General features: G+C 70.4%; 26 protein-coding genes. 2 read left to right on the forward strand and 24 right to left on the reverse strand.

What is annotated here, in order from left to right; all coding sequences use genetic code 11:
* Positions 1–2 precede the first annotated feature (2 nt).
* Positions 3–389, forward strand: coding sequence for a photosystem reaction center subunit H (locus tag MET9862_RS04315; RefSeq protein WP_142581878.1), 387 nt, complete (start codon positions 3–5; stop codon positions 387–389).
* 64 nt (positions 390–453) lie between these two features.
* Here MET9862_RS04315 and MET9862_RS04320 read toward each other — a convergent pair whose 3' ends face one another.
* The 23 genes from MET9862_RS04320 to MET9862_RS04430 all read right to left on the reverse strand — a co-directional run bounded on the left by MET9862_RS04320 (position 454) and on the right by MET9862_RS04430 (position 21766).
* A complete protein-coding gene (locus MET9862_RS04320) occupies positions 454–1074 on the reverse strand; it encodes a DUF2939 domain-containing protein (protein WP_142581879.1) in 621 nt (206 codons plus the stop codon).
* 28 nt (positions 1075–1102) lie between these two features.
* On the reverse strand, positions 1103–1645 hold the full coding sequence (locus MET9862_RS04325) for an RNA pyrophosphohydrolase (RefSeq protein WP_142581880.1): 543 nt from the start codon (positions 1643–1645) through the stop codon (positions 1103–1105).
* Positions 1646–1697: 52 nt separating this feature from the next.
* Positions 1698–2927, reverse strand: coding sequence for a divergent polysaccharide deacetylase family protein (locus MET9862_RS04330; protein ID WP_142581881.1), 1230 nt, complete (start codon positions 2925–2927; stop codon positions 1698–1700).
* Between the two features lie 175 nt (positions 2928–3102).
* Entirely contained in the window at positions 3103–4425 is a 1323-nt protein-coding gene (locus MET9862_RS04335; protein ID WP_142581882.1) for a S41 family peptidase, read from the reverse strand.
* Positions 4425–5675 (reverse strand): murein hydrolase activator EnvC family protein, encoded by a 1251-nt coding sequence (locus tag MET9862_RS04340; protein ID WP_438616593.1) that lies wholly within the window; start codon positions 5673–5675, stop codon positions 4425–4427. Before MET9862_RS04340 ends, MET9862_RS04335 begins: the two co-directional genes overlap by 1 nt.
* Positions 5676–5775: 100 nt before the next feature.
* A complete protein-coding gene (rlmH, locus tag MET9862_RS04345) occupies positions 5776–6273 on the reverse strand; it encodes a 23S rRNA (pseudouridine(1915)-N(3))-methyltransferase RlmH (protein WP_142581884.1) in 498 nt (165 codons plus the stop codon).
* A 13-nt stretch (positions 6274–6286) separates the two neighbouring features.
* On the reverse strand, positions 6287–6688 hold the full coding sequence (rsfS, locus tag MET9862_RS04350; protein ID WP_244612567.1) for a ribosome silencing factor: 402 nt from the start codon (positions 6686–6688) through the stop codon (positions 6287–6289).
* Between the two features lie 93 nt (positions 6689–6781).
* The gene (locus tag MET9862_RS04355) at positions 6782–7375 is read right to left on the reverse strand and encodes a nicotinate-nucleotide adenylyltransferase (protein WP_142581885.1); all 594 of its coding nucleotides are present in this window, start codon (positions 7373–7375) and stop codon (positions 6782–6784) included.
* A gap of 7 nt (positions 7376–7382) precedes the next feature.
* The gene (locus MET9862_RS04360; RefSeq protein ID WP_142581886.1) at positions 7383–8684 is read right to left on the reverse strand and encodes a glutamate-5-semialdehyde dehydrogenase; all 1302 of its coding nucleotides are present in this window, start codon (positions 8682–8684) and stop codon (positions 7383–7385) included.
* A gap of 85 nt (positions 8685–8769) precedes the next feature.
* On the reverse strand, positions 8770–9891 hold the full coding sequence (gene proB / locus MET9862_RS04365) for a glutamate 5-kinase (protein ID WP_142581887.1): 1122 nt from the start codon (positions 9889–9891) through the stop codon (positions 8770–8772).
* Between the two features lie 161 nt (positions 9892–10052).
* Complete coding sequence (obgE, locus tag MET9862_RS04370; RefSeq protein WP_142581888.1) at positions 10053–11087, reverse strand: GTPase ObgE; 1035 nt, start codon at positions 11085–11087, stop codon at positions 10053–10055.
* A gap of 90 nt (positions 11088–11177) precedes the next feature.
* Positions 11178–11768 (reverse strand): GNAT family N-acetyltransferase, encoded by a 591-nt coding sequence (locus MET9862_RS04375; RefSeq protein ID WP_142581889.1) that lies wholly within the window; start codon positions 11766–11768, stop codon positions 11178–11180.
* Positions 11769–11961: 193 nt separating this feature from the next.
* The gene (gene rpmA, locus MET9862_RS04380; RefSeq protein ID WP_142581890.1) at positions 11962–12228 is read right to left on the reverse strand and encodes a 50S ribosomal protein L27; all 267 of its coding nucleotides are present in this window, start codon (positions 12226–12228) and stop codon (positions 11962–11964) included.
* Between the two features lie 86 nt (positions 12229–12314).
* On the reverse strand, positions 12315–12629 hold the full coding sequence (gene rplU, locus MET9862_RS04385) for a 50S ribosomal protein L21 (RefSeq protein ID WP_142581891.1): 315 nt from the start codon (positions 12627–12629) through the stop codon (positions 12315–12317).
* Positions 12630–12848: 219 nt separating this feature from the next.
* Positions 12849–13820, reverse strand: a complete 972-nt coding sequence (locus MET9862_RS04390) for a type II secretion system F family protein (RefSeq protein ID WP_142581892.1) — start codon at positions 13818–13820, stop codon at positions 12849–12851.
* A 47-nt stretch (positions 13821–13867) separates the two neighbouring features.
* Positions 13868–14845: a type II secretion system F family protein gene (locus MET9862_RS04395; protein ID WP_142581893.1), complete on the reverse strand. Its 978-nt coding sequence runs from the start codon at positions 14843–14845 to the stop codon at positions 13868–13870.
* Positions 14842–16284 carry a TadA family conjugal transfer-associated ATPase gene (locus MET9862_RS04400; RefSeq protein WP_142581894.1) on the reverse strand — a complete coding sequence of 481 codons (1443 nt, stop codon included), beginning with the start codon at positions 16282–16284 and terminating at the stop codon, positions 14842–14844. The genes MET9862_RS04395 and MET9862_RS04400 overlap by 4 nt, the downstream gene beginning before the upstream one ends.
* A 39-nt stretch (positions 16285–16323) precedes the next feature.
* Positions 16324–17568: a CpaE/TadZ family protein gene (locus MET9862_RS04405; protein WP_142581895.1), complete on the reverse strand. Its 1245-nt coding sequence runs from the start codon at positions 17566–17568 to the stop codon at positions 16324–16326.
* A gap of 54 nt (positions 17569–17622) precedes the next feature.
* Complete coding sequence (locus MET9862_RS04410; protein ID WP_142581896.1) at positions 17623–18342, reverse strand: CpaD family pilus assembly protein; 720 nt, start codon at positions 18340–18342, stop codon at positions 17623–17625.
* A 77-nt stretch (positions 18343–18419) separates the two neighbouring features.
* Positions 18420–19946, reverse strand: a complete 1527-nt coding sequence (locus MET9862_RS04415; RefSeq protein ID WP_142581925.1) for a type II and III secretion system protein family protein — start codon at positions 19944–19946, stop codon at positions 18420–18422.
* Positions 19947–19954: 8 nt separating this feature from the next.
* Positions 19955–20755 carry a Flp pilus assembly protein CpaB gene (gene cpaB, locus MET9862_RS04420; protein WP_142581897.1) on the reverse strand — a complete coding sequence of 267 codons (801 nt, stop codon included), beginning with the start codon at positions 20753–20755 and terminating at the stop codon, positions 19955–19957.
* A 144-nt stretch (positions 20756–20899) separates the two neighbouring features.
* Entirely contained in the window at positions 20900–21406 is a 507-nt protein-coding gene (locus MET9862_RS04425) for an A24 family peptidase (RefSeq protein WP_142581898.1), read from the reverse strand.
* Positions 21407–21601: 195 nt separating this feature from the next.
* The gene (locus tag MET9862_RS04430; RefSeq protein ID WP_142581899.1) at positions 21602–21766 is read right to left on the reverse strand and encodes a Flp family type IVb pilin; all 165 of its coding nucleotides are present in this window, start codon (positions 21764–21766) and stop codon (positions 21602–21604) included.
* A gap of 393 nt (positions 21767–22159) precedes the next feature.
* Between MET9862_RS04430 and MET9862_RS04435 the strand changes: the two genes are divergently transcribed.
* A complete protein-coding gene (locus MET9862_RS04435; protein ID WP_142581900.1) occupies positions 22160–22645 on the forward strand; it encodes a pilus assembly protein N-terminal domain-containing protein in 486 nt (161 codons plus the stop codon).
* Between the two features lie 84 nt (positions 22646–22729).
* Here the strand turns inward: MET9862_RS04435 and MET9862_RS04440 are convergent, their stop codons facing one another.
* Positions 22730–24232, reverse strand: coding sequence for a phosphomannomutase/phosphoglucomutase (locus tag MET9862_RS04440; RefSeq protein WP_142581901.1), 1503 nt, complete (start codon positions 24230–24232; stop codon positions 22730–22732).
* Between the last annotated feature and the right edge of the window lie 647 nt (positions 24233–24879).

Raw genomic sequence — 24879 nt, forward strand, 5'->3', positions numbered from 1 at the left:
TGATGATCCGCCCGACCCTTCGCCTCTCCGCCCTCTCGTTACTGCTGATCGCCGGTCTGGCTGGAGGGTCCGCACAGGCCTGCGACGTGGCGGGCGCGAAGATCGAGGATCTGATCGCGGGCAAGGCCGAGCTTCAGGCGGGTGCCAACAGTCAGACTCTGCGCGACCTGCGCACGCTGCGCGACGCCGCGATCGTGCTGGAGAGCTACAAGTACGCGCCGGAATGTGAGCGGCTGCTCGCGATCGTGCGGAGCCTCGCGGCGGATCCGGACAAAGCGATCGAGCAGAGCGGCGATACCGACGAGGACAAGGCCGAGAGCATCGCGGAATCGCGCAAGCCCCGCATGCCGAAGGGCGAGAAGTCCGCGCCGGCCGAGGCCAAGCCCTGACCCGCATGATCCAGGGCTCCTCCCTGGACCCGCGAGAGGGGTGATCCCTCTCGACACCCGGATCTCAGTTCCGCCCCAGCCCCTGCTGGGCCTTGGCGATGGTCTTGGCGAGGCCCGCCGCCATGCGCTGGCGCAGGGCCTCGTTCACCTCGATGTCGATGAGCCGCCAGGACCAGCCGCGCAGGCGCATGCGGATGCGGGTCTGCACGATCCGCGCCGCCTCGGGTGGCACCGGGATGACCACCGTGCGGAAGCCGCGCATCTCCGACATCAGGTAGTAGGGGACGAGCTTGCCGACCCGGTCGAGGTTGAGTCCGGAGGGCGGCTGCGCCTCCGGCCGCGGCAGGTCGAGGCGCTGCGGCCAGCCGTCGTCGAGGAGGTCAATCACCGTCTCCGGCGTCACCATGGTCTCAGCGAGGGCGAGTGCGAGCCCGACCGCCGCATCGCTGAGCTGCTGCCGCTCGCGGGGTTCCAAGGTGGGATTGCTGTCGGCCGCCGCTTTCACGGCGGCCGTGGTCTGACGGACGAGCGAGAGGCGCAGCGTCCGGAAGTTCACGTGCCGCTCGACATAGGCGACGTCGCGCGCCCGCACCGCCCGGGCGAGGTCGTAGAGGGCCCAGAGCGGACTCAGCGTGAAGAGCAGCCAGCCGAGGGCGATGGCGACGGGAATGGCGAGCCAGCGCACGGGGTGGCTCAGGCGCGCGCGGCGCGGGTCACGCCGTGCGCGCCCATGCGGCGAGCGGCGCGAAGGTGGTGACGACGGCCTCGTAGACGGGCCGCTTGAACGGCACGATCAGCCCGGTCAGGTCCGAGAACGGCACCCAGCGCCAGGCATCGAATTCGGGTTTGTGCGCCCCACCGCCCGGATTCACCACGTCGATATCGTCGTCCGTGCCGAGAAAGCCGAAGGCGAACCATTTCTGGGCCTGGCCGCGGTAGCGGCCCTGCCAGGACCGCTTCAGCAGCTCGGGCGGAAGATCGTAGGTCAGCCATTCCGGGGTCTGGCCGAGCGGGCGCAGGCAGGAGGGCGAGACGCCCGTCTCCTCGTAGAGCTCCCGCACGGCCGCAGCCTCGGGCACCTCGCCCTCGTCGATGCCGCCCTGCGGCATCTGCCAGGCGGCCGCGTCGCCGGCTTCGGCCGGCATGTCTCTGCGCCGCCCGACGAAGGCGAGGCCATCCCGGTTGATCAGGGTGACGCCCACGCAGGGACGGTAGGGCAGGGGCGGTTCGCGGAGGGCGGTGGGCTCGATCGTCATCGCGCGGGGACCATAGGGAGCCAGTGAGCCAGCGGCAACGCCCCGGTGGCGCCTACTCGGCCTTCGACAGCCGCGTCTCGCCACCGCGCAGGGCGACGCTCACCGGCACGAGGCGCAGGCCACGCGCGTCGAGGTCGCGGGCCCAGCGGGCGATGCGGTCGATGGTCTGGGGCAGGGCGCTGGCCGAAGCGAGAACGAACCCCTTTGTACGGGCCTGCGCTTCGAGCCGGGCGAGCTCACGGTCGATCGCGTCAGCGCGGGGCACCGCGTCGATCACGATCTCGGCGCGGGCCAGCGGCGTCTTCACCTTGGCCGACAGGCCGGCGGGGAGGGGCCGGGCCGCGGTGCCGTCGTCGACGAAGCCGAGCCCGCGGGCGCCGATCTCGCGCAGCACCGGTTCGAAGGCGCCCGCGTCGCTCATCAGCTTGGCGCCCATGAAGTTCACCACACCGACATAGCCGGGGAAGCGGCTCATCGCCCAGGCGAGGCGGTCGGCGTTCTCAGGCCCCTTGAGCGCCGTCAGCAGGGTCTGCGGTCCGGGATCGCTGTCGGGATAATCGAAGGGCTCCATCGGCGCCTGGAGCAGGACCTCGTGGCCCGCGGCGCGGGCGCGGGCCGCGGAGCGCTCGATTTCGGCGCCGTAGGGCGCGAAGGCGAGGCTGATCGTCGGCGGCAGCTTCACGATCGCGGCAGCGGTGGCGGCCTGGCCGATGCCGAGGCCGGTCATCAGGATGGCGATGCGCGGCCCGGTGCCAGGCTCCTCGGGACGGGCATAGACGTCGAGCGCCCGCAGCCGTCCCTCGCCGAGCTTCGGCATCGTGCCGTGGCGGCCACGGTCCGTGAGGCGCGGATCGGGAGCCGGGTTGAGCTGCACGTTCGGAGAGGGGACGCGGATGACCACCGTCTCGCTCGGCGCCGCAGTGCCGCTCGGACGCACCACGGTGACGCCCGACGCCGTCTCGATCTCCTCGGCGCTCCGCTGCGTGCGTGCGGGCGGCGCCTCGGCTTCGGGCGCCACCGCGGCGATCTGCGGCGCTTCGGCACGCACCGGTGCCGGATCGCGCAGCGTGATGGCGACGGTGACGCGCGGCTCGCCGCCCTGAGGATCCCCGAACAGCAGGACACTTCCGAAGACGGCCACGAGGAGCGCGCCCGTGGCGCCGGCCACGGCCTTCGGCGAGCGCGCCAGAGCCCGTGCGCGGGCGAGCGCCGCCTCCTTCCGGCTGAGCGGCGGTGTCACCCCCAAGGGTTGGGTCAGGATATCGTCGGACGTCTCACCCACCACGGCCTCGGCCCGGAGCCTCGCCGGAATCGCCGTAACGACGAAAGGGGGCCCCACGCCATTGCCGACCGCCAGGGTTAATTTTTCCTCAACGCGGGTGCGGGACCTGGGAAACGCGAAGCCCCGCCGGGCCTGGGGCCGGGCGGGGCTCGAGACAGGAGACCGAGACCTGAGCTCAGTTCGGCATGCTGGGCTTCTGGGTGTTGGCGGCGCCCTTCTGGATGCCGTGCAGGAAGTCGATCGCCGCGGTGAGCTGCTTGTCCTTGGCCGGATCCGGCGGGACATAGGCGGACGATCCGCCGCGCTCCTCGGTGTCCTTCTGCTTGAGGTGGCCCTTCAGGCCGGCTTCGCCCTTGGTCTCGTCCTTCCCCTTCAACTCGTCCGGCACGTCCTGCAGGACCTCGGTGTCCGGCTCGATGCCCTTTGCCTGGATCGAGCGGCCCGACGGCGTGTAGTAGCGGGCCGTGGTCAGGCGCAGCGCGCCCGAGCCGCCGAGCGGGATGATCGACTGCACCGAGCCCTTGCCGAAGGAGCGCGTGCCGAGGATCGTCGCGCGCTTGTGATCCTGCAGAGCACCGGCCACGATCTCGGAGGCCGAGGCCGAGCCGCCGTTGACCAGCACCACCACCGGCTTGCCCTTGGTGATGTCGCCGGACTTTGCGGAGAAGCGCTGGGTCTCGTCCGGGTTGCGGCCGCGGGTCGAGACGATCTCGCCGCGGTCGAGGAAGGCGTCGGAGACCATCACCGCCTGGTCGAGCAGGCCGCCCGGATTGTTGCGCAGGTCGATGACGTAGCCCTTGATCTTGTCCTGGCCGATCTCGGTCGAGAGCTTGTCGACCGCGGCGCGCAGGCCGTCGAAGGTCTGCTCGTTGAATTGGGTCAGGCGCACGTAGCCGATGTCGCTGCCCTCGACGCGCGAGCGCACCGGCTTGATCTTGATCACGTCGCGGGTGAGCGTGACGTCGATCGGCTCCTTGGCCTCCTTGCGGGTGATCTTCAGCTTGACGTTGGAGTTCACCGGGCCGCGCATCTTGTCGACGGCTTGGTTCAGGGTCAGCCCCTGGACCTGATCGTCGTCGATCTGGGTGATGATGTCGTTGGCGAGGAGGCCCGCCTTCGCCGCCGGGGTGTCGTCGATCGGGGTCACGACCTTGATCAGGCCGTCCTCCATCGTGACCTCGATGCCCAGGCCGCCGAACTCACCGCGGGTGGTGGTCTGCATGTCGCGGAACGCCTTGGCGTCCATGTAGCTCGAATGCGGGTCGAGGGAGGTCAGCATGCCGTTGACCGCCGCCTCGATCATCTTCGACTCGTCGGGCTTCTCGACATAGTCGGTCCGCACCTTCTCGAACACGTCGCCGAACAGGCTGAGCTGGCGATAGGTCTCGGCGGACGCCGCGACGGCGCGCGGACCCGACAGGAAGTCGGTCTGCGTGGCCACCATCGACGTCCCGGCGCCGAGGAACGCGCCGAGCATGATGAGGGAAGTCTTGCGCATTAGCCGCGAACCTTCTCGCTGGGGCTCCTGGCCCACCAGGGCTCCGGATCGATGGAGCCACCGTCCTTCTTGAACTCGACGTACAGGACCGGATCGCCACGGTCGCCGTCCGCTGCCGGCTGCGCCGCACTTCCCTCGCCCATGCTGCCCACCGGCTCTCCCGCGAGCACGAATTGGCCGACCTCGACGCTGATCTGATCCATTCCCGCCAGCAAGAGATAGTAGCCATCGCCCGCATTGATGATCAAGAGACGGCCATACGACCGGAAGGGGCCCGCGAAGGCCACCCAACCATCAGCGGGCGAGGAGACCACGGCCTTCGGGCGTGTCGAGAACGTGATGCCGCGCGTCAAACCGCCATTGCCGTCGGGCTGGTTGAAGGTGCGCAGGAGGCGGCCGCTGACGGGGCGTGGAACCTCGCCGCGCACCTGCGCGAAGGGTGTCTTGGGGGCGAGACGCGCCGGGTCGCGGAACCCGGCCGCGGCGAAGCGCTGCTGCGTCGCCTTGGCCTCCCGTTCCTCGGCGGCGCGGGCCTCCTCCGCGGCGCGGCGGGCGGCGCTCACCTCGCTCGTCATGCGGTCGAGGAGATCCTTGAGATTGCGCGCCTGATTGCCCAGCTCGGCCGCGCGTACGCGTTCGGCGGCGAGCCCGCTCTCGACTTCCGCCTGACGGGTGCGGCGGATGGTGACCAGGGCGTTGAGTCGCTGCTGCTCGCGGGCCCATCCGGCAAGGTCGTTGCGCAAGCCCTCCCGGTCGGCGGCGATCAGGCTGCGCAGGCGCACCAGTTCCGTGAGGTCGCCCGCGAGCGTCGCCACCTCGCCGCGCAGTTCCGGCACCACCGCGCCGAGCAGCATGGAGGTGCGGATCACCGCGAGGACGTCCTCGGGATTGACCAGGACGGCCGGCGGCGGGCGCCGGCCCATGCGCTGGAGCGCGGCCAGGATCTCGGCGATGACGGTGCGGCGGGCGTCGAGCGAGCGCCGGATCGCGGCCTCGCTCTCGCCCATGGTGCGCAGCCGCTCTTCCAGCCGCGTCAGCCGCGCCTCGGTCGCCTGGGCCTGCCGGCCGGCATCGACCAGGGCGGCGTTCAATTTCGCGCGATCCTGCCCGATCGCGGCGATCTCGGACTCGGCTTGGGCGCGCGCGCCGGTGCTGGCGGCCAGGGCCTCCTCGATGCGCTTGAGGTTCTCGGCGCGGCGCTCGCGCTCAGCCTGGGCCTTCTGCAGACGGTCCTGCTCCTGGGCCGGCAGGTCCTCGGCACACGCGGGCGCGGCGGCCGAAGAGAGGGCCAGAAGGAGCAGGGCGCCCGCCGCCCGTCTGATGAAGCCTCGCGTCACCGGGTCGTGCCGCTCAGGCCCCGGCTTCGCCGCGATGATAGGGATGGCCGGCCAGGATCGTCATGGAGCGGTAGAGCTGTTCGAGGACGAGCACGCGCACGAGACCGTGCGGGAGCGTCGCCGCCCCGAAGGACAGAATCAGCTCCGCGCGCGTCCGAATTGAGGCATCGTGGCCGTCCGGCCCGCCGATAGCGACGCAGAGCGCCGCGCGCCCGGCGTCGCGCCAGCCTCCGATCCGGTCCGCGATCTGCTCGCTCGTGAGATCGGACCGCCCGCGCTCGTCGTAGGCGATGAGGATGCCGCCGGCCGGCAGGTGGCCGAGCAGTCCCGCCGCCTCCTCGGCACAGCGGTCGTCCGCCCGCCGTGCCCGGCTCTCGACGAGTTCCACGAGGTCGCAGGTGGTGAAGCCGAGCGCCCGGCCGGACTGGGCCGTGCGCTCGCGGTAGCGCGCGGCGAGGTCGCGCTCGGGCCCGTTCTTCAGGCGGCCGACCGCGGCGACGAGAAGGCGCAAGGGTGAGGCGCCGTCAGCCGGCGAGCTGCTGGCCGGCGGGGCGGTCGGCGCCCCACATCTTTTCCAGGTTGTAGAAGCCGCGCACCTCAGGCCGGAAGATGTGCACCAGCACGTCTCCCGCGTCGATCAGGACCCAGTCGCAGGCCGGCATGCCCTCGACGCGGGCATTGCCGAAGCCGCGGGCCTTCATCTCCTGCAGGATCTTGTCGGCGATCGAGCCGACATGGCGCTGCGAGCGCCCGGAGGCGATGATCATGGTGTCGGCGAGCGAGGTCTTGCCGGCGAGGTCGATCGCGATCGTCTCCTCGGCCTTCATCTCGTCGAGGCAACCGAGAGCGAGCGCCCTCAGGTCTTCGGTTCGCGCCAGCGCGTGGGTCTCGGCGCTGGCGGCCTCGGTGTGGGTCGTCTCGGGCAGCGTCACGGTTCCTGATGAGAATTGGATTCCGCCGGAGCGGCACGGTCCGAAAGTGGAGGGTTCGCGATGCGATTGCAATACGCGATCTGCCGTTCACAGGCCCTGGCGGATCTGCGTGGAGGACAGATTCGAGCGCGGGCCGTGCAGGTAGGTCCAGGCAGGCGGGCGCCGCAGCGCCAGCGTCCCGGCCTGGTCCTCGGGCACGCGAGCCCCAGCAAGGAACCGAGCCGCGCGCGCGTTCGGGGCGCGCAGCGTGTGGCCGGGCCGGTCGATTACCGCGATCGGGACCCGCGCGGCGATCTCGCGGAAGCCACGCCAGCGGTGGAAGCTCGCCAGCGAATCAGCCCCCATGATCCAGACGAAATGCACGTCGGGCCGTCGCGCCGTGAGGTAGCGGATCGTCTGCCGGGTGTAGCGGGCGCCGATCGCCTCCTCGAAGCCGGTGACGGCGATGCGCGGATGGTCGGCGATCGCGGCGGCCTGGGCACAGCGCTCGGCCATCGGCGCGAGAAGGCCGCGGTCCTTCAGCGGGTTTCCGGGCGTGACCAGCCACCAGACCCGGTCGAGCGCCAAGCGCCGCAAGGCCGTCAGCGTGACATGCCGGTGCCCGAGATGGGCCGGGTTGAAGGAACCCCCGTAGAGCCCGATCCGCATGCCCGATGCGGTCGGCGGCAACGTTGCCCGCACAGCCGCGTCAGACGGGGCGCGTCTGCCCGTTGCCGTGGACCCGGTACTTGAAGGTGGTCAGCTGCTCCACACCCACCGGCCCGCGCGCATGCATGCGCCCGGTGGCGATGCCGATCTCGGCGCCGAAGCCGAATTCGCCGCCATCGGCGAACTGCGTCGAGGCGTTGTGCGTGACGATCGCCGAGTCGACCTCGGCGAGGAAGCGGGAGGCGGCTTCCGCATCCTCGGTGATGATCGCGTCGGTGTGATGCGAGCCGTAGGTCTCGATATGGTCGATGGCCGCGTCGAGCCCGTCCACGACGCGCGCCGAGATCACCGCATCGAGATACTCGGTGCGCCAGTCGATCTCGCTCGCCGGCGTCACCCGCGGGTCGGCCGCGCGTGCCGCCTCATCGCCGCGCACGGCGCAGCCGGCATCGAGCAGGGCCGTGACCAGGGGCACGAGGTGGGTCCGGGCGCAGGCCGCGTCGACCAGCAGCGTCTCGGCGGCGCCGCAGATGCCGGTGCGGCGCATCTTGCTGTTGAGGAGCACGGTGCGCGCCATGTCGAGATCGGCCTGGCCGTGGATGTAGACGTGGCAGATGCCGTCGAGATGGGCGAAGACCGGGACCTTCGCCTCGCCCTGCACGCGCTCCACGAGGCCGCGCCCGCCGCGGGGCACGATCACGTCGATGCAGCCGTCGAGGCCGGAGAGCATGGCGCCGACCGCCGCACGGTCGCGGGTCGGCACGATCTGGATCGCGTCGGCGGGTAGGCCCGACGCGGCGAGCCCCTCGCTCATCGCATGGGCGATCGCCATGGCGCTGCGGTGGCTGTCCGAGCCGGCGCGCAGGATCGCGGCGTTCCCGGCCTTGAGGCAGAGCGCTCCGGCATCGGCGGTGACGTTGGGCCGGCCCTCGAAGATCACGCCGATCACGCCGAGCGGCACGGCGATGCGCTCGATCAGCAGGCCGTTCGGCCGCTCGATCGCCGCGAGTTGCCGCCCGACCGGATCGGGCAGGGCGCCGATCTTCTCGACCGCGTCGGCGATGCCGGCGAGGCGCTTCTCGTCGAGGGTCAGGCGGTCGATCAGGGCCTGGCTGTGGCCTGCGGCCTTGGCAGCGGCGACGTCGCGGGCGTTCTCACGCAGGATCTCGGGGCCGCGGCTGCGGATGCACTCGGCGATGGTGCGCAATGCGATGTCCTTCGCCTGCGCCGAGGCGAGCGCCATCTTCCGCGCGGCGGCGCGGGCGCGGCGGCCGATCTCGGCCATCTGCGTGCCGAGATCGTCGGCTGCGGCGAGATCCGATCGCAGGTTCAGAACAGGCACGTCCGCTATCCGATCACGAGAAGTGGCCAGCCGTAATTGCACATCCGCAACCGGCGAAACAAGCGTTGCAGGTGCGTGTTCGCACCTACTCGGCAAACAACGCGAGATCGTCGCGGTGCACCATCCAAGAGCGGCCGGGATGGGTCAGCAGATCTCCGATGCGGGCGCTCGGATGGCCGATGATCCGTGCAGCTTCCGCGCTGTCGTAGGCGACAAGGCCGCGGCCGAGGGGCTTGCCCGCAAGGCTGCGGATATCGACCGCGTCGCCGCGGCTGAAGCTGCCCTCGATGGCGCGCACGCCCACCGGTAACAGGCTCGCGCCGCCCTGCAGCGCCCGGAGGGCGCCGTCATCGATGAGAAGCACCCCGCGCGGCTCCAGCGAGCCGGCGATCCAGGTCTTGCGCGCGGCATTGGGGGTCGAGCCGGAGAGGAACCAGGTGCAGCGCCCGCCCTCGATCACCTTGCGGAGCGGGTTCTTCTCGCGTCCGTCCGCGATGACGAGATGCGTGCCGCCGCCGACGGCGATCTTGGCGGCCTCGACCTTCGTGCGCATGCCCCCGCGGGACAGCTCGGAGGCCGGGCCGCCGGCCATCGCCTCGATCTCGGGGGTGATGCGCTCGACCACGGGCAGGTGGCGGGCATCCGGGTCGCTCTTCGGCGGGGCGGTGTAGAGCCCGTCGATATCGGAGAACAGCACCAGCACGTCGGCGCCGATCATCGTGGCGACACGGGCGGCGAGCCGGTCGTTGTCGCCGTAGCGGATCTCGCTCGTCGCGACGGTGTCGTTCTCGTTGACCACGGGCACCGCGCGCAGCTCGAGCAGCTTCTGAACCGTGGCGCGGGCGTTGAGATAGCGGCGGCGCTCCTCGGTATCCTGCGGCGTCACCAGGATCTGGCCGGCGATGATGCCGTGATGGCCGAGTGCCTCCGACCAGTGGCGGGCGAGCGCGATCTGCCCCACCGAGGCCGCGCCCTGGCTTTCCTCCAGCTTCAGCGCGCCCGGGGCCAGGCCCAGAACGGTGCGCCCCAGAGCGATGCTGCCGGAGGAGACGACGAGAACGTCGACGCCCCGGGCATGCAGGTCCGCGATGTCCTCGGCGAGCGCCGCGAGCCAAGCATGCCGCAGCCGGCCGCGCGCCCGGTCCACGAGCAGCGCGGAGCCGACCTTGATGACGACGCGGCGGAAATCTTCGAGAGCGGGGATCATGGCAGGAGCACGGAGGCGGGGACGCTGTCCGTGTGGACGAAGTCGTCGCCCTTGAACAGGAGGGGCGGGCGCATGACCGATGCGTTGGGGCAGACGTCGTGGGCGCTGCCGGCCGGCCTCACGATCTGCGGTCGGGGCCGCAAGGGCAAGGGTCGGCAGCCCTACGGCTGCCAGGCGGGTGCCGGCTCGGCTGCGGCCTCGGCCTCGCGGCCGGCCTCGATCGCGCCGGCCAGCGCCCGCAGCGCCTCGGGCACGCCCTGACCGCTCGCTGAGGAGAGGACCAGCGGGGCCCGCTTCGCCGCGCGCTTCAGCCGGGCGACCTGTTCCTTCAGGGTCTCCGGATCGAGGGCATCGGCCTTCGACAGGGCGACGATTTCGGGCTTGTCGGCGAGGCCGTGGCCATAAGCCTCAAGCTCGCCGCGCACCAGCTTGTAGGCTTTGCCGGCATGCTCGCTGGTGCCCTCCACGAGGTGGAGCAGGACCCGGCAGCGCTCCACATGGGCGAGGAACTTGTCGCCGAGACCGACGCCCTCGTGCGCGCCCTCGATCAGGCCCGGAATGTCGGCGAGCACGAATTCGCGCCCGTCCGCATTCACCACGCCGAGGCCGGGATGCAGGGTGGTGAAGGGATAGTCTGCGATCTTCGGCTTGGCCGCGGTCACGGTCGCCAGGAAGGTCGACTTGCCGGCATTCGGCAGGCCGACAAGCCCGGCATCGGCGATGAGCTTGAGGCGCAGCCAGATCCACATCTCCGTGCCTTCCTGGCCCGGATTGGCGTGCTTGGGCGCGCGGTTCGTCGAGGTGGTGAAGTAGGCGTTGCCGAAGCCGCCGTTGCCGCCCTTGGCGAGGCGCACCTTCTGGCCGACCTCGGTCAGGTCGGCGATCAGGGTCTCGCCGTCCTCGGCGAGGACCTGGGTCCCGGTCGGCACCTTCAGCACGATATCGGACCCGTTGGCCCCGTGCCGGTTCGAGCCCATGCCGTGCTCGCCCTTCCGGGCTTTGAAGTGCTGCTGGTAGCGGTAGTCGATCAGGGTGTTCAGGCCCTGGACGCACTCGATCCAGACGTCGCCGCCGCGGCCACCGTCGCCGCCGTTCGGGCCGCCGAACTCGATGAACTTCTCGCGGCGGAACGAGACGCAGCCGGCCCCGCCGTCGCCGGAGCGGACATAGACCTTGGCTTCGTCGAGGAACTTCACGGTGACACCCGTCGCTTGCGCTGAGCGGTCGAGCCGCCCTCTCGTCCAGTTTCGCACGATCCGGGCCGGGGCGTCGCCCGGCCCGAACCCTCAGGCGGCTTGTGCGGAGGGCATCTGCCAGTCCCGCCAGCGCGCCCGGTCGAGGCGGTACAAGTCGACCGCCAGGTCGCCGCCGCGCGCCGGGAAGGCCTTCTGCGCCCGTCCCGCGTGCTGGAATCCGCATGACGCGAGCACCCGCTGCGAGGCCGCGTTCTCGACCCGTGCCGAGGCCTGCAGGACCTCGCCGCCCGCATAGGCGAAGAAGGCCTCGACCAGGGCGCAGGCGGCCTCCGCCATCAGACCCGCGCCCCAATGGGGACGGCCGAGCCAGTAGCCGAGTTCCGGAACGCCCTCGGCGCCCGCGGACAGGCCGACGATGCCGATCAGCCCCGCCGGATCCGCGCGGCGCGACAGAGCCAGGGTGAGGCCGGTGCCGTCGATGTTGCGGGCCCGCGCGTCGAGGAGGAAGGCATCCACCTCCGCCCGTGGCAGCGGATGCGGGATGCGCGCCGTCATCTCGGCCACGGCCCGCTCGCCCGCGAGCCGGGTGATGGCCTCCGCGTCCCTGGCACGCGGCCAGCGCAGCCAAAGACGGCGCGTCTCGATCCGGAAGACGTCGTCGCGGGTCAGGTCCGGGAACATCGGGTCACCTCCGAGGCGGCCGCTTCGCGTGCCGCGCCTTGAGACGACGAAGGGGAGGATGGTGCCCCATCCTCCCCGCTGGTCCGTCCGGTCCCGGATCCGCGCGTGGCGGCGCGGATCTCGAAGGGAACGTCTCTGCCGGGTCGTCTGGGACACCGGCGGGACGCTCGCTTCGCCTGTCAGGCGCCCGCCGTTACTCTGCGGCCTCGAGGGCCGGAACCACCGCTACGAAGGCGCGCCCGCGGCGCGTCTCGAACTGCACCTTGCCGGGTACGAGGGCGAACAGGGTGTGATCCTTGCCCATGCCGACATTGGCGCCGGGGTGCCATTTGGTACCGCGCTGACGCACGATGATGTTGCCCGGAATCACGGCCTCCGAGCCGAACTTCTTGACGCCGAGGCGCCGGCCTTCCGAGTCGCGACCGTTGCGGGACGAGCCGCCAGCCTTTTTGTGTGCCATGGGAGATGCTCCGAATTCTGTGTTGGGTGGATGCGGTCGCGGACGGGGCCCGGGAGCGGACCACTACGCGCCCTGCGGGAGGGCGATCAGGCCTGAATACCGGTGATGCGCACCACGGTGTGCGCCTGACGGTGACCGCGCTTGCGGCGCGAGTTCTGGCGGCGGCGCTTCTTGAAGGCGATCACCTTCTTGTCGCGGCCGTGAGCCACGATCTCACCGGTAACCGTGATGCCGGACACGGTCGGCGCGCCGACCTGGGTCGCGCCCGCGCCGTCGGTGAACAGCAGGACCTCGCCGAACTCGATCGAGGCGCCGGCTTCGCCGGGCAGCGTGGCGACGGTGATGGTGTCGTTGGCGGCGACGCGGTACTGCTTGCCGCCCGTCTTGATGACTGCGAACATCGTTCTCTCGTGTTCTCGAACGGCCTCCGGGGCGAACCCCTGGACCGGCTTCTTGTTCAGTTGTGTCGCGCCCGCAGAGGTCCGCGGGACTGCAACGCGAAACGCGCGGACTTCTGCGAGGAAGCCGCGCGTGGTGCGGGTCCTTAGGCCGGAGCGCGGCCGCCTGTCAATCACCAGGGCCGAGGAATGCCGGTTCCCGGCCCGATCGGACGGGCGTCCTCAGTTCACCCGCATGATCTGGATCACGGCGGGCGTGATGATCACCACGAACAGCACCGGAAGGAAGAACAGGATCATCGGCACGGTCAGCTTCGGCGGCAGGGCCGCGGCCTTCTTCTCGGCCTCTGTCATGCGCTGGTCGCGGCTTTCCTGTGCGAGGACCCGCAGGGCCTGGCCGATCGGCGTGCCGTAGCGCTCGGCCTGGATCAGGGCGGTCGAGACGGCCTTGACCGGCTCGATGCCGATGCGCGTGCTCAGGTTCTCGTAGGCCAGGCGCCGGTCGGGCAGGTAGGACATCTCCGCGGTCATCAGCGCCAGTTCCTCGGCCAGAACCACGGAGGAGACGGCGATCTCGGTGCTCACCTTCCTGAAGGCGTGCTCGATGGACATGCCGGATTCGACGCAGATGAGCGTCAGGTCGAGAGCGTCGGGCCAAGCCTTGCGCACCTCGGTCTGCCGCTTCTTGGCGCTGTTGATCAGGAACAGCTCCGGCGCCTTGATGCCGAGATAGGCCGCGGCGATCACCAGAGCGATCCGGACCAGGTAGGGCTGATCGAGCACCTCGATGACGAAGAAGTAGAAGATCGAGCCGAGCGTCATCACCACCGGCGCGACGAGGCGAAAGAACAGGAACGCGGTCTCGGCCTGCGGGCCGCGGTAGCCGGCCTGCATCAGCTTGATCTTGGCGGTCTCGGTGCCGAGCCAGCGCCGCAGGTCGAAGCGCTCGACCACGTCCTTCATGTAGGCCTTCTGCTCGGCCCGGATCGAGACCTTGCCGGGGCCCATGCGCTCGCGCTCGCGCCGGCGGATCTGCTCGCGCTCGTCGCTCACGAGCTTCATCCGCTTGGCCAGGCGGTCGGTCTCGAGGAAGGGCTGCGCCACGGCGAAGGCAGTGGCTGCGACCGCGACCGCGATGAGCACCGTGCTCATGAACCGCGGGTCGAGGATCTTGGCAGCGATCAGGTCGATCATGGCGCTCGGGAGCCTGCGTCGGGCCGGCGCGGCGCCGGCCTCGGAGGTCAGAAGTCGAAGGCGATCATCTTCTTGATCGTGAGGATCCCGCAGGCCATCCACAGGCCCGAGCCGACGAGGGCGATCTTGCCCGCATCCGTCGTCCAGAGCAGCGAGATGTAGTCCGGGCTCGTCAGCGTGGTGATGCCGGCGACACCGAAGGGCAGCGCCGCGATGATCGAGGCCGAGGCCTTGGCCTCCATGCTCATCGCCTGGACCTTGCCGGCCATCTTGCGCCGCTCGCGCAGCACGCGCGACAGGTTGCCGAGGGCCTCCGAGAGGTTGCCGCCCGATTGCTGCTGGATGTTGATCACGATCGAGAAGAAATTCACCTCCGGCACCGGCACCCGCTCGTAGAGGCGGCTCACCGACTCGCCGAGGGACAGGCCGAGCGCCTGCGTCTCGATGATGGTCCGGAACTCGCTGCGCACCGGCTCCTCGGCCTCGCGCGAGACCATCCGGAAGCAGTCGCCGACCGGGATGCCGGTCCGGATGCCGCGCACGATGACGTCGACCGCGTTCGGCAATTCCTTGTTGAACTTGGCGATGCGGCGCAGACGCAAGCGGCGCAGGAGGTATTGCGGCACCCCGAGCGCGCCCACGAACACGCCGCCGAGAGCGACGAGCGGGCTCTCGGTGATCATCAGGACGATCAGGCCGAGGGCTGCGCCGATGCCCACCGAGACGGTCCAGAAGGTGCGCACCGTCCAGGGCAGACCGGCACGGGCGATCTTCAGCTCCAGCGTGACCTTGGTCGCGCCTTTCGATTTCGCCTCGATCTCGTTGAGGGTCTTGGCGACCTGATCCCGGCGACTGACCGTCGCGGCGCGGCCGGAGCTGCCGGCCGTCGGCACGCTGATGGTCTTCAGCCGCTGTGCCGCGCGGCGCTCGCCGGTGAGGAGCGGCAGCAGCAGGACATAGACGATCCCGGCAACAGCGACGGCAAGCAGGCCGGCCGCGAGGGGAAAGTTGCCGGCGAGCGTCACGGCTCGGCCCCCGTCTCGGCAGCGTCGAGGGCTTCGCCGAGCCGCTTCTCCAGGCCGTAATAGCGGGCCCGCTCCCAGAATTTCGGCCGGCCGACGCCGGTCGAGCGATGCTTGCCGATCAGGCGTCCGTTCGCGTCCTCGCCGACGATGTCGTAGAGGAAGATGTCCTGCGTCGTGATCACGTCGCCCTCCATCCCGATCACCTCGGTGATGTGGGTGATGCGGCGCGAGCCGTCGCGCAGGCGCATTGCCTGGATGATCACGTCGATCGAGCCGACGATCATCTCGCGCAGCGTCTTCGAGGGCAGGGTGAAGCCACCCATCGAGATCATCGATTCGATACGCGACAGGCACTCGCGCGGCGAGTTTGCGTGGAGCGTGCCCATCGAGCCGTCATGGCCCGTATTCATGGCCTGAAGCAGGTCGAAGGCCTCCGGCCCGCGCACCTCGCCGACAATGATGCGCTCGGGCCGCATGCGCAGGCAGTTCTTGACGAGGTCGCGCATGGTGACCTGGCCCTGGCCCTCCATGTTGGGCGGCCGGGTCTCGAGGCGGACCACGTGCGGCTGCTGCAGCTGCAGCTCGGCCGCGTCCTCGCAGGTGATGACGCGCTCGTCGTGCTCGATATAGGCGGTCAGGCAATTGAGCAGCGTCGTCTTGCCCGAGCCGGTGCCGCCCGAGATGACGACGTTGCAACGGCTCTTGCCGATGATCTTCAGGATCTCGGCCCCCTCGGGCGAGATCGCTCCGAAGCGCACGAGCTGGTCGAGGGTGAGCTTGTCCTTCTTGAACTTACGGATGGTCAGCGCCGGCCCGTCGATGGCGAGCGGCGGCGCGATCACGTTGACGCGGGAGCCGTCGGGCAGGCGCGCGTCGCAGATCGGCGAGGCGTCGTCGACGCGCCGGCCGACCTGACTGACGATGCGCTGGCAGATGTTCATCAGCTGCTGGTTGTCGCGGAAGCGCACGCTGGTGAGCTGGATCTTGCCCCCGACCTCGATGAAGGCGCGGTTGGCGCCGTTGACCATGATGTCGGCGATGTCGTCGCGGGCGAGCAGCGGCTCCAACGGGCCGTAGCCGAGAACGTCGTTGCAGATGTCGTCGAGCAGCTCCTCCTGCTCGGCGATCGAGAGGACGATGTTCTTGAGCCCGATGATCTCCGAGACGATGTCGCGGATCTCCTCGCGCGCGGTCTCGGAGTCGAGCCGCGAGAGCTGGGCGAGGTCGATGGCCTCGATCAGCGCGCCGAAGATCATGCTCTTCGTGCGGTAATATTCCTCGGAGCGCGTGACCTCCACCTGGACCGGCGCGGCCGGCTCGAGGCGCCGCGCCGGCGCGTCGTCCTGCATCAGGACGGGCGCGGAGACCTTCGCCGCCGCCTCGACCTGCGGGCGCGCCGGCGCGGTGGGTTGGGCGACGCTCTGCCGTCTACCGAACATGCTGCGGATCCTCGCCCGTGCGAGTTCGGATGGTCACGATCAGGACGCCTTGCGCCGCGCGAGCTTGGCGAGCAGGGGTTCGAGCAGATTCGCCCGGCCGCGGCGGGTCTCGGGACGGCCGAGCACCGAGGCGGCGAGCTCCGCATAGATCTCGGTCGCCTTGGCGCCCGGCTGCACCTCGGCCACCATCTGCCCGTTATTCGCTGCGGTGCCGAACAGGCCCGGATCGAAGGGAATGGTTGCCGCGAGCGGCACTTCGAGCGCCTTGGCGAATTCCGCCGCACCGATCTCGGGCCGCTTGGCCATGCCGACGCCGTTCAGCACCATGCGGGGCGGACGGTCGTTCGGGCGGCCGTGCTGCAGGGCGCCGAGCACGTTCTTGGCATTGCGCAGGCAGGTCAGGTCGGGGCCCGCGACCACGATGAGATCGTCGGCCCCGGTCAGGACCCGCCTGGTCCAGGCCGACCATTGATGGGGCACGTCCAGGACGATGCAGGGCACCGCGGCGCGGAGGTGGTCGATGAGCCCGTCGAAGGCGGGCTCGGCAAGGTCGATGGTGCGGTCGAGGCTCGCGGGCGCCGAAAGCAGGCTGAGATTGTCGCTGCACTTCGAGAGCAGGCGCTCGACCAGAGCCGAATCGAGGCGCTCGGGTGCGAAGACGGCCTCGGCGATGCCCTGCGGCGGATCCTGGTTGAAGTTCAGGCTCGCGGTGCCGAAGGCGATGTCGAGGTCGGCGATCACCGTTTGAAGCTTCTGGCCGCGGGCGATCGACCAGGCGAGGTTGTGCGCCACCGTCGAAGCGCCGATGCCTCCGCGCACGCCGAAGACGGCGATGGTGCGGCCGACCGGCTTGACGCCCGGCGCGGTGAAGAGATCGGATACCGATGTGATCAGCGTCAGCGGCTCCAGCGGCACCATCAGGTAGTCGCTGACGCCGCGCTGGATGAACTGCCGGTAGAGCGCCACGTCGTTGACGTGCCCGATCACCAGGACGCGGGTGCCCTCGTCGCAGACCTCGGCGAGCGCGTCGAGATGCTCGAGCGGCTTCGATTTCGGCCCCTGCGTCTCGATGATGATGACGTTGGGGGTCGGCGCGCTGCGGTAGGCCTCGACCGCCGCCGCGGCCCCGCCCATCTGCACCTTCAGATGGGCCTTCTGCATGCGCCGGTCGGTACCGGCCGCCTCGATCATCGCGGCCGTCTCCGCGGTCTCGCAGAAGGCCTGGATCGTGATCCGCGGCACCGGGGCGATCAAGCGCTCGGATGTCTCGGAAATGTCCGCCATGGTGAGGCTTTCCGGTTCGGGTCCTGTACGGGGCCGGCGTGGTCGCGACGCGGTTCAGATGCCGAGACGGCTGCCTACGTTGGTCTGGCCATCCTGACGCCAGTTGGTTGAGGGATCCTTGCCGATGCGGAGCTGATCGATGTCCTTGACGCGGCGGACCGTATCGATTCGGCCCTCCGTCCGTCCGCGCACGAGATCGACGGGGTCGGCGACCTGGGCGGCGATGGTGGACTGAGTCGCGCAGCCGAGATTCCAGTTCGGCTCGTTGCGCAGATTCGCCATGGGCGTGCTGACGCCGAGATCCTGCGGCCAGAGCCCGCACTGGTCGGCGACCCGGGCCTCCATGCGCTGGAAGCTCAGGCGGATCGGCGCGGCGAGGCCGGGATTGGCGACCGCGTAGCCGGACACCGCGAGTTCGCGGGCCGGCACGCCGCCCTCCGCCGCGAGCCGCCGGATCGCGGCGGCGCTGCGCTCGACCGCGGCTCCGGCCGCGGGCGCGACCCCGCGCGGCAACTCGACGAGCAGCGTGCCGCGGCCGTAGCGGCGGTATTCGAGCAGGAAGGCATCGGCATCCGCGCGCTGACGCGGGGCGAGATGGCCCGGGCCGGTGGGGGACACGTCGAGGCTGCGGCTGCCATCGGCGAGCACGATGGGGGGCCGCGCCCGGTAGTCGTGGGGATAGACCGAGCCGGTGGCGGCCCGGTCGGCCTGGCACGCGCCGAGGAGGGCGGCGAGAGCGACGGCCGCGAGGAGCTGGGGGCGGAGGGCGGTCATGGTGCGGATCCTGGACGGGCGGGCCGCTGTCGGGGCGGCCGCATCGGGGCGCCCGGCGAGGCAGGGAGGCGGAACGGTCAATCGGTGATGAAGCCGACGCGGCCGCGGTAGCCGCGCCCGAGGGGCTTCGCGCCGGCCACGCCGTAGAGGCGGTTGATCTGGCCAAGCAGGACCGCCTGGCCGTCGGTGGCCTCCACGAAGCCGTCATCCGGGCGCGAGACCTGGCGCGGCTCGATTGGCTTGGCGATGTAGGGCGTCACCATGATCATCAGCTCCGTCTCCTGCCGCTGGTAGTCGCGGCTGCGGAACAGGGCGCCGAGGATCGGCAGGTTGATGAGGCCGGGCAGGCCGGCGATCGCCGCCTTGCTCTTCTGCTGGATCAGGCCCGCGGTCATCATCGTGCCCCCCGAGGGCAGCTCGACGGTGGTCTCGGAGTTGCGCACCGTCAGGCCCGGGACGGCCGTGGTCGAGTTCCCGCTGACGAAGCTGTAGGAGTTCTGCGGATCGATCTCGCTGACCTCGGTGCCGACGCGGATCGAGATCCGGTTCTCGGACTGGACGACGGGCGTGAAGTTCAGGCTGACGCCGTACTTCTTGAACGCAATGCCGACGACGCAGGTGGGTTGCTGGCCGGCCACCAGGGCCGGCGTGCAGGTCTGGCTCGACGGAACCGGAAGCTCGCCGCCCGCGGTGAACTTGGCCGATTCGCCTGAGATCGCGGTCAGCGTCGGCTCGGCCAGGATCCGCGACACGCCGGCCTGCTCGAAGGCCCTGAGCGTTGCCGTCAGGCTGGCGCCGCCAGCGCCGTTGATCGTGCCCGAGATCAGGTTGCCGGTGGGGAACTGGCCGCCGGAGATCGCGAGTGGCGCGGCGTTGACGAGGTTGAGGTTCGACCAGTTGCCGCTGAGGTTGACGCCGAACTGCTTCAGAACGGTGCGCGAGACCTCGGCCACGGTCACGCGCAGCATGACCTGATCCTTGCCGCGGATCGTCAGGTTGTTGATCACGGCGCCGCGTGAGCCGCCGGCGACGCCCGCCCCGCTGCCCCCGCCGCCGCCTCCGGAGACGCCGACGAAGGCGTTGGCGATGTCGATGGCCTGCTGCGCCTCCGCGCTCGAGGCGACCGAGCCAGAGAGCAGGACCGAGTCGCCGCTGGAGCGCACGTCGAAGCGCGCGCCGGGGATGCTCTGGCCGAGGAGCTGGCGCAGGATGTTGAGGTTCAGGTCGCGCGCCACCGTGACGTCGAGGGCGGTGATCTGGCGCCCTTCGCCGTCGAGGATGAAGATCGAGGTAGTACCGTTCTCCATGCCGATCACGAAGACCTTCCGGGTCGAGCGCACCACGGCGTTGGCGACCTTGGGATTCGCGACGAAGACTTCCTTTGCGTCGCGCGGGAGATCGACGATAATCGAGCGGCCGGCGGTCAGTTCGACCTTGCGGGTGGCCGTGGCCTCGGCGGCGCCGACCGCCAAGGTCGGGGCGGGGCCGAGGACCGGCCGATCCTGCGCGGCCGCGGCCGAGAAGTCGAACGCGAGGCCCGCGAGCGGGAGGGCGAGCCGGAGCGCGGCGCGCAGCGGGCGGCGGAGGGGGGAGCGGGCGGCCATCTGTGCCATCACCGGGTGGTCTGCTGGCGGGCGACGCCGAAGCGCACGACCGTGAGGGCGGGGGTCTTCTGGTCCGGCTCGGCCTCCGCCGTCTTGCCGGTATCGGCGATGCTGCGCAGGGCTAGCGACAGCGAGCCGACCTTCTGCGCCAGCGTGATGGTCTCGGCCTGGGCCGGCGTCAGCGCGAGCGTCGCGGTCTCGCCGGTGACGACGTTGGTGCCGTTCTTCTCCTGGATGAGCTGCCCGACCGCGAGCACCCGGATGTCGCTGAGGATGATCTGGGAGAGCTGCACGTCGGTGCCGGTCGCGCGCGAGTTCTCCTCGTCGCGGTAGGTGCGGATCACGTCGACGCGGTCGTTCGGCAGGATGAAGCCGCCGGCCGAGTTGGTGCCGCGGGTGTCGGTGACGATGGCGACGGCGCGCATGCCCTGGGGCAGGATCGCGGCCATGAAGCCGCTGTCCGGCCGCACCAGCTTCTGCAGGCGCACGGGCTCGCCGACCAGGAACGGCGCACGCACGGTGGCGCCGACCGCTTCCTCCAGGGCCTTCGGATTGAGCTTGCGGGTCAGGTAGCCCGGGGTCAGCGCGTCGTCGGGCCATTTCTGCCAGCGCAGGTCGGCCGGCTGCAGCACCTGGCCCATGGGCAGCTCGGCGGCGGCCACGAGCACTTCCGTCACGGGGGCCGGCGGCGGCTCGACCTTGACGACGGGTGCCGGCGGCGGCGGCGGATCGCCGCCGCTCATGAGCAGCGCCGCACCGCCGCCCGCGACGAGGGCTATGGCGAGAACGGCAAGTCGTGCTGGTTGCATCGCCTGACCACGGGAAGGACGACGGCCCGATCTGCACCGTCGCCGCCAGAGTGCCGCGGCATTCGTGTAATTAGGGTTAAGGAGATGTCACCGCCTGCTTTCGGCCGGCGTCCGAAAGCGGCTCTCTCGATCGGTCGAGGGGGGTCAGGCCATCACGGCGCGGGCCCAGACCGTGGTCTCCGGCAGGACGAGGAGGGCCGCGGCGGCGAGCGCGATGCCGTAGGGGATGCCGGTGCGGCGGTCGTGCAGATGGAGCGCGAAGGGCAGCCGGGCGATCGCCTGCGGCAGCGGGTGGGAGCGGGCCGCGAGAATCGCCAGCGTCAGGCCGCCGCCGAGGATCGAGGCAACGAGGAGGTAGTCGAGCAGCCCGTCGAAGCCGAGCCAGAGCGCGGTCGCCGCGGCGAGCTTGGCGTCGCCCCCGCCGATCACGCCGAAGGCGAAGAGGGTGAAGCAGACGCTCAGCACCAGGGCCGCCGCGCCGGCATGCAGGCCGAGCTCGGTCCAGGACATCAGACCGGTGCAGGCAAGCGCCGCGAAGGCGCCGACGAGCGCGAGGGAGATCCGGTTCGGGATCAGCATGGTCAGGAGGTCGCTGGCGGCCGCGTAGGCCATCAGGAACGGGAACACGACCAGGATGCCGAGGGAGGCCATCGCGTCACCAGAGTCGGGGCAGGGGAGGGCGCCGCTGCGCGCGGGCCGCGCGAAACGCAGCCGCGGCCGGTCCCGCTCGACACGGGAACGACCACGGCAGGCTGTGTCGGTCCGCCCGAGCAGGCCGGCTCCGGCTCGTCCCCGGCGGGACGGGCCGGAGCACGGACGGTGCCGCCGGGCGAGCCGCGATGCGGATCAGTTCAGCTGGGCAGAGATCGCGTTGAACTTCGCGTTGAGCTGCGTGCCGATGATCTTCAGGGTGCCGATGATGACGACGGCGATGAGGGCGGCGATCATGCCATACTCGATCGCGGTGGCGCCGGACTCGTCGGCAGCGAAACGCTTGAACACGGACTTCATGGCTGAGATCCTTGGAGGAACGACCTGCGAGGGGGCCGTCGAAAATCTTCGTCTCGATCGGCGGCAGGGGAACAATGGCCGATCCGCTCTTGAAAATCGGTTAAACGGACCGCTGGTGGCAAGGCATCGGCAGCACAACTGCGGCGTGGTGAAGAGATCGTAATCGGAACGACAGTCGGGCCCGGTTCCTTCAGCGCGAACAACAGGTTCGGCGTTCACCCCGTGCGGCGGCGGAGCGCGATGTGCAGGGGTGGTGAACGTGCCTCGGGCCGCCTTAGCGCTTCCTTCACCAATCCGGTGTCTCGTTGCGCGGGAGGCAGCGCGCCCGCCGCGCCGCAATCCGTCCGTCCCGCCCGCGGAGATCCTCAGGGCGCGGAAGTGAGGCCTCGCCCGATGCGCCGTCCCGTCCTCCGCCTCGCCGCGGGCCTGCTCGCGGCCTCCGCGGCCCTGCATGCCGGCCCGGGCCTCGCCGCGGAGGCCGCACTGCCGGTGGTGAGCGTCAGCGTGGACAACGCCAAGGTGATGCGCCTGCCGGAGAAGACGCAGACGGTGATCGTCGGCAACCCGCTCATCGCCGACGTGACCCTGCAGAAGAACGGCGTGCTGGTGCTCACCGGGAAGAGCTTCGGCGCCACCAATCTGATCGCCCTCGACGCCGCCGGCGCGATGATCGCCGAGACCATGATCCGGGTCGAGGCGTCGCAGGCCTCGGTGGTCACGGTCCAGCGCGGGCCGAGCGAGCGCAACTCCTATTCCTGCACCCCGGTCTGCCAGCCCTCCGTGCAGCTCGGTGACACGGCCGACTATTTCGGCCAGGTGAGCGGCCAGGCCGACAGGCGCCGGAAGCTCGCCGCCGACGCGGCGGGCCCCGACAAGTAGGATCCCGGCGCGGCTCCGACGTCCCGGTCGGGACGCGCTCGCATCCGCCGATCCGGCGTCCGCCGGGATCGAGCGGAAGCCGGATCAGATCGTCTGGTTGTAGGCGCCGACCGCCGCGTTCTCGCGCAGCACGCCGTCGACCGCCGCGAACATCGCCCGCAGCCGGGCCTCCGAGACCGGGCTCTCGACCACCACCACCAGTTCCGGCTTGTTGGAGGAGGCGCGCACCAGACCCCAGGTGCCGTCCTCGGCGGTGATGCGCACGCCGTTCACGGTGACGAGATCGACGATCCGCTGGCCGGCGAGCGCCTCGCCCGCCGCCTTCATCGCCCGGAACCGCTCCGTCACCGTCTCCACGACGCCGTACTTCACCTCGTCGTCGCAATGGGGCGACATGGTCGGCGAGCCCCAGGTCTTGGGCAGCGCCCGGTAGAGGTCGGCCATCGACCGGTCGGGATTGCGGTCGAGCATCTCGATCACGCTGATCGCGGTGAGCAACCCGTCGTCGTAGCCGCGCCCGATCGGCTCGTTGAAGAAGAAGTGGCCCGATTTCTCGAAGCCCGCCAGCGCGCCGAGCTCGTTGACGCGGCGCTTGATGTAGGAATGGCCGGTCTTCCAGTAATCGGTCTTGACCGCGAGCGCCTGCAGCTCGGGATCGGTGTTGTAGAGCCCGGTCGACTTCACATCGACCACGAAGGTCGCGCCCGGATGCAGCTTGCCGAGGTCCCGGGCCAGCATGACGCCGATCTTGTCGGCGAAGATCTCCTCGCCCTCGTTGTCCACCACGCCGCAGCGGTCGCCGTCGCCGTCGAAGCCGAGGCCGACATCGGCGCCGGTCTCCTTCACCTTGGCCGCGATGGCATGGAGCATCTCCATGTCCTCGGGGTTCGGGTTGTAGCGCGGGAAGCTGTGGTCCGGCTCGACGTCGAGGGGCACGACCTCGACGCCCAGCGCCTCCAGAAGGCGCGGCGCGAAGGCGCCGGCCGTGCCGTTGCCGCAGGCGGCGACCACCTTGAGCTTGCGCGTGACGGGCTTCGCCCGCGCCTTCAGATCCTTCAGGTAGGTCTCGGCGAAGCCCTCCACGAATTCGTAGGCGCCGCCGTCGCGGTACTGGTAGGTGCCGCCGAGGACGATCTCCTTCAGCCGGCCCATCTCGTCGGGGCCGAAGGTCATGGGCCGGTTGGCCCCCATCTTCACGCCGGTCCAGCCGTTGTCGTTGTGCGAGGCGGTGACCATCGCCACGCAGGGGCAGTCGAGGGCGAACTGGCCGAAATAGGCCATCGGCGAGAGCGCGAGGCCGATATCCTTCACGCGCAGGCCCGCCGCCTGCATGCCGGCGATCAGCGCGAGCTTGATCGCCGAGGAGTAGCTGCGGAAATCGTGGCCGGTGACGATATCGGGCCGCACGCCGAGCTCGTGCACCAGGGTGCCGATGCCGAGGCCCAGCGCCTGCACCCCCATCAGGTTGATCTCCTTGGGGAACAGCCAGCGCGCGTCGTATTCGCGGAAGCCCGTCGGCTTGACGAGCGGCGTCTGCTCGAAGGCGAAGGTGTTGGGCTCGAGCGCGGGCAGCGGCTTGGGGAACATCGCGGTCCTCGTCCTGTCGGGCTCGTCCTGCCGAGCGGGTCGCCCTCGCTTAGCGAAGCGCCCGGGCGAGGCCAAGCCGGGCTGTTCCGGGCAAGCGGCTTCGTCCCCGCGCGTCTTGCGGACGCCGGAGGCATGGCTGGAGCGGGAGACGCGGGACGCCGCGGAACCCAAACTCATGTGCGTACGGATACCGAGCTCCCCGGCGTCCCGCGGACGAGGGGGCCGCGTGTGGCCGGCCTCGTCCGTTTAGCGTCGCGGTCTCTTGCTCACCTGCATCGACCCCGATCGTGGCGGACTGCGTAGCGCCGTTGCCCGGCTCGCCCAGCCTCACCCCGGCAGACTTGAAGCGTCGTGCACCGGACCTCGTATTGGGCCCGGCATCGGTTCCAACGACCTGTGCAGGCCGGACTATCGGGGCTGTCCCGTTGTTGATCCGGGCTGGCGCCGAGAACGGCCCTGTGTCGCGCAGAGGCGCCCGGGGCGCCGGCTGACCGGCCGGCGACGCGGGAACCGCCGCGCTGTCCTGGCACGGGCCGTGGTCATGCGGCCCGGGCTCCCTGCGCGCGGCGCGGCGGGTTGCAGGACCCGTCGCGCCGCGGGACAGCGCGTGGCCGGGATGTACGTGTTTTGTTCTCGCGTGTCAAGCT

This window comes from Methylobacterium symbioticum (assembly GCF_902141845.1).
In the GTDB taxonomy this organism is placed as follows: Bacteria; Pseudomonadota; Alphaproteobacteria; order Rhizobiales; family Beijerinckiaceae; genus Methylobacterium; species Methylobacterium symbioticum.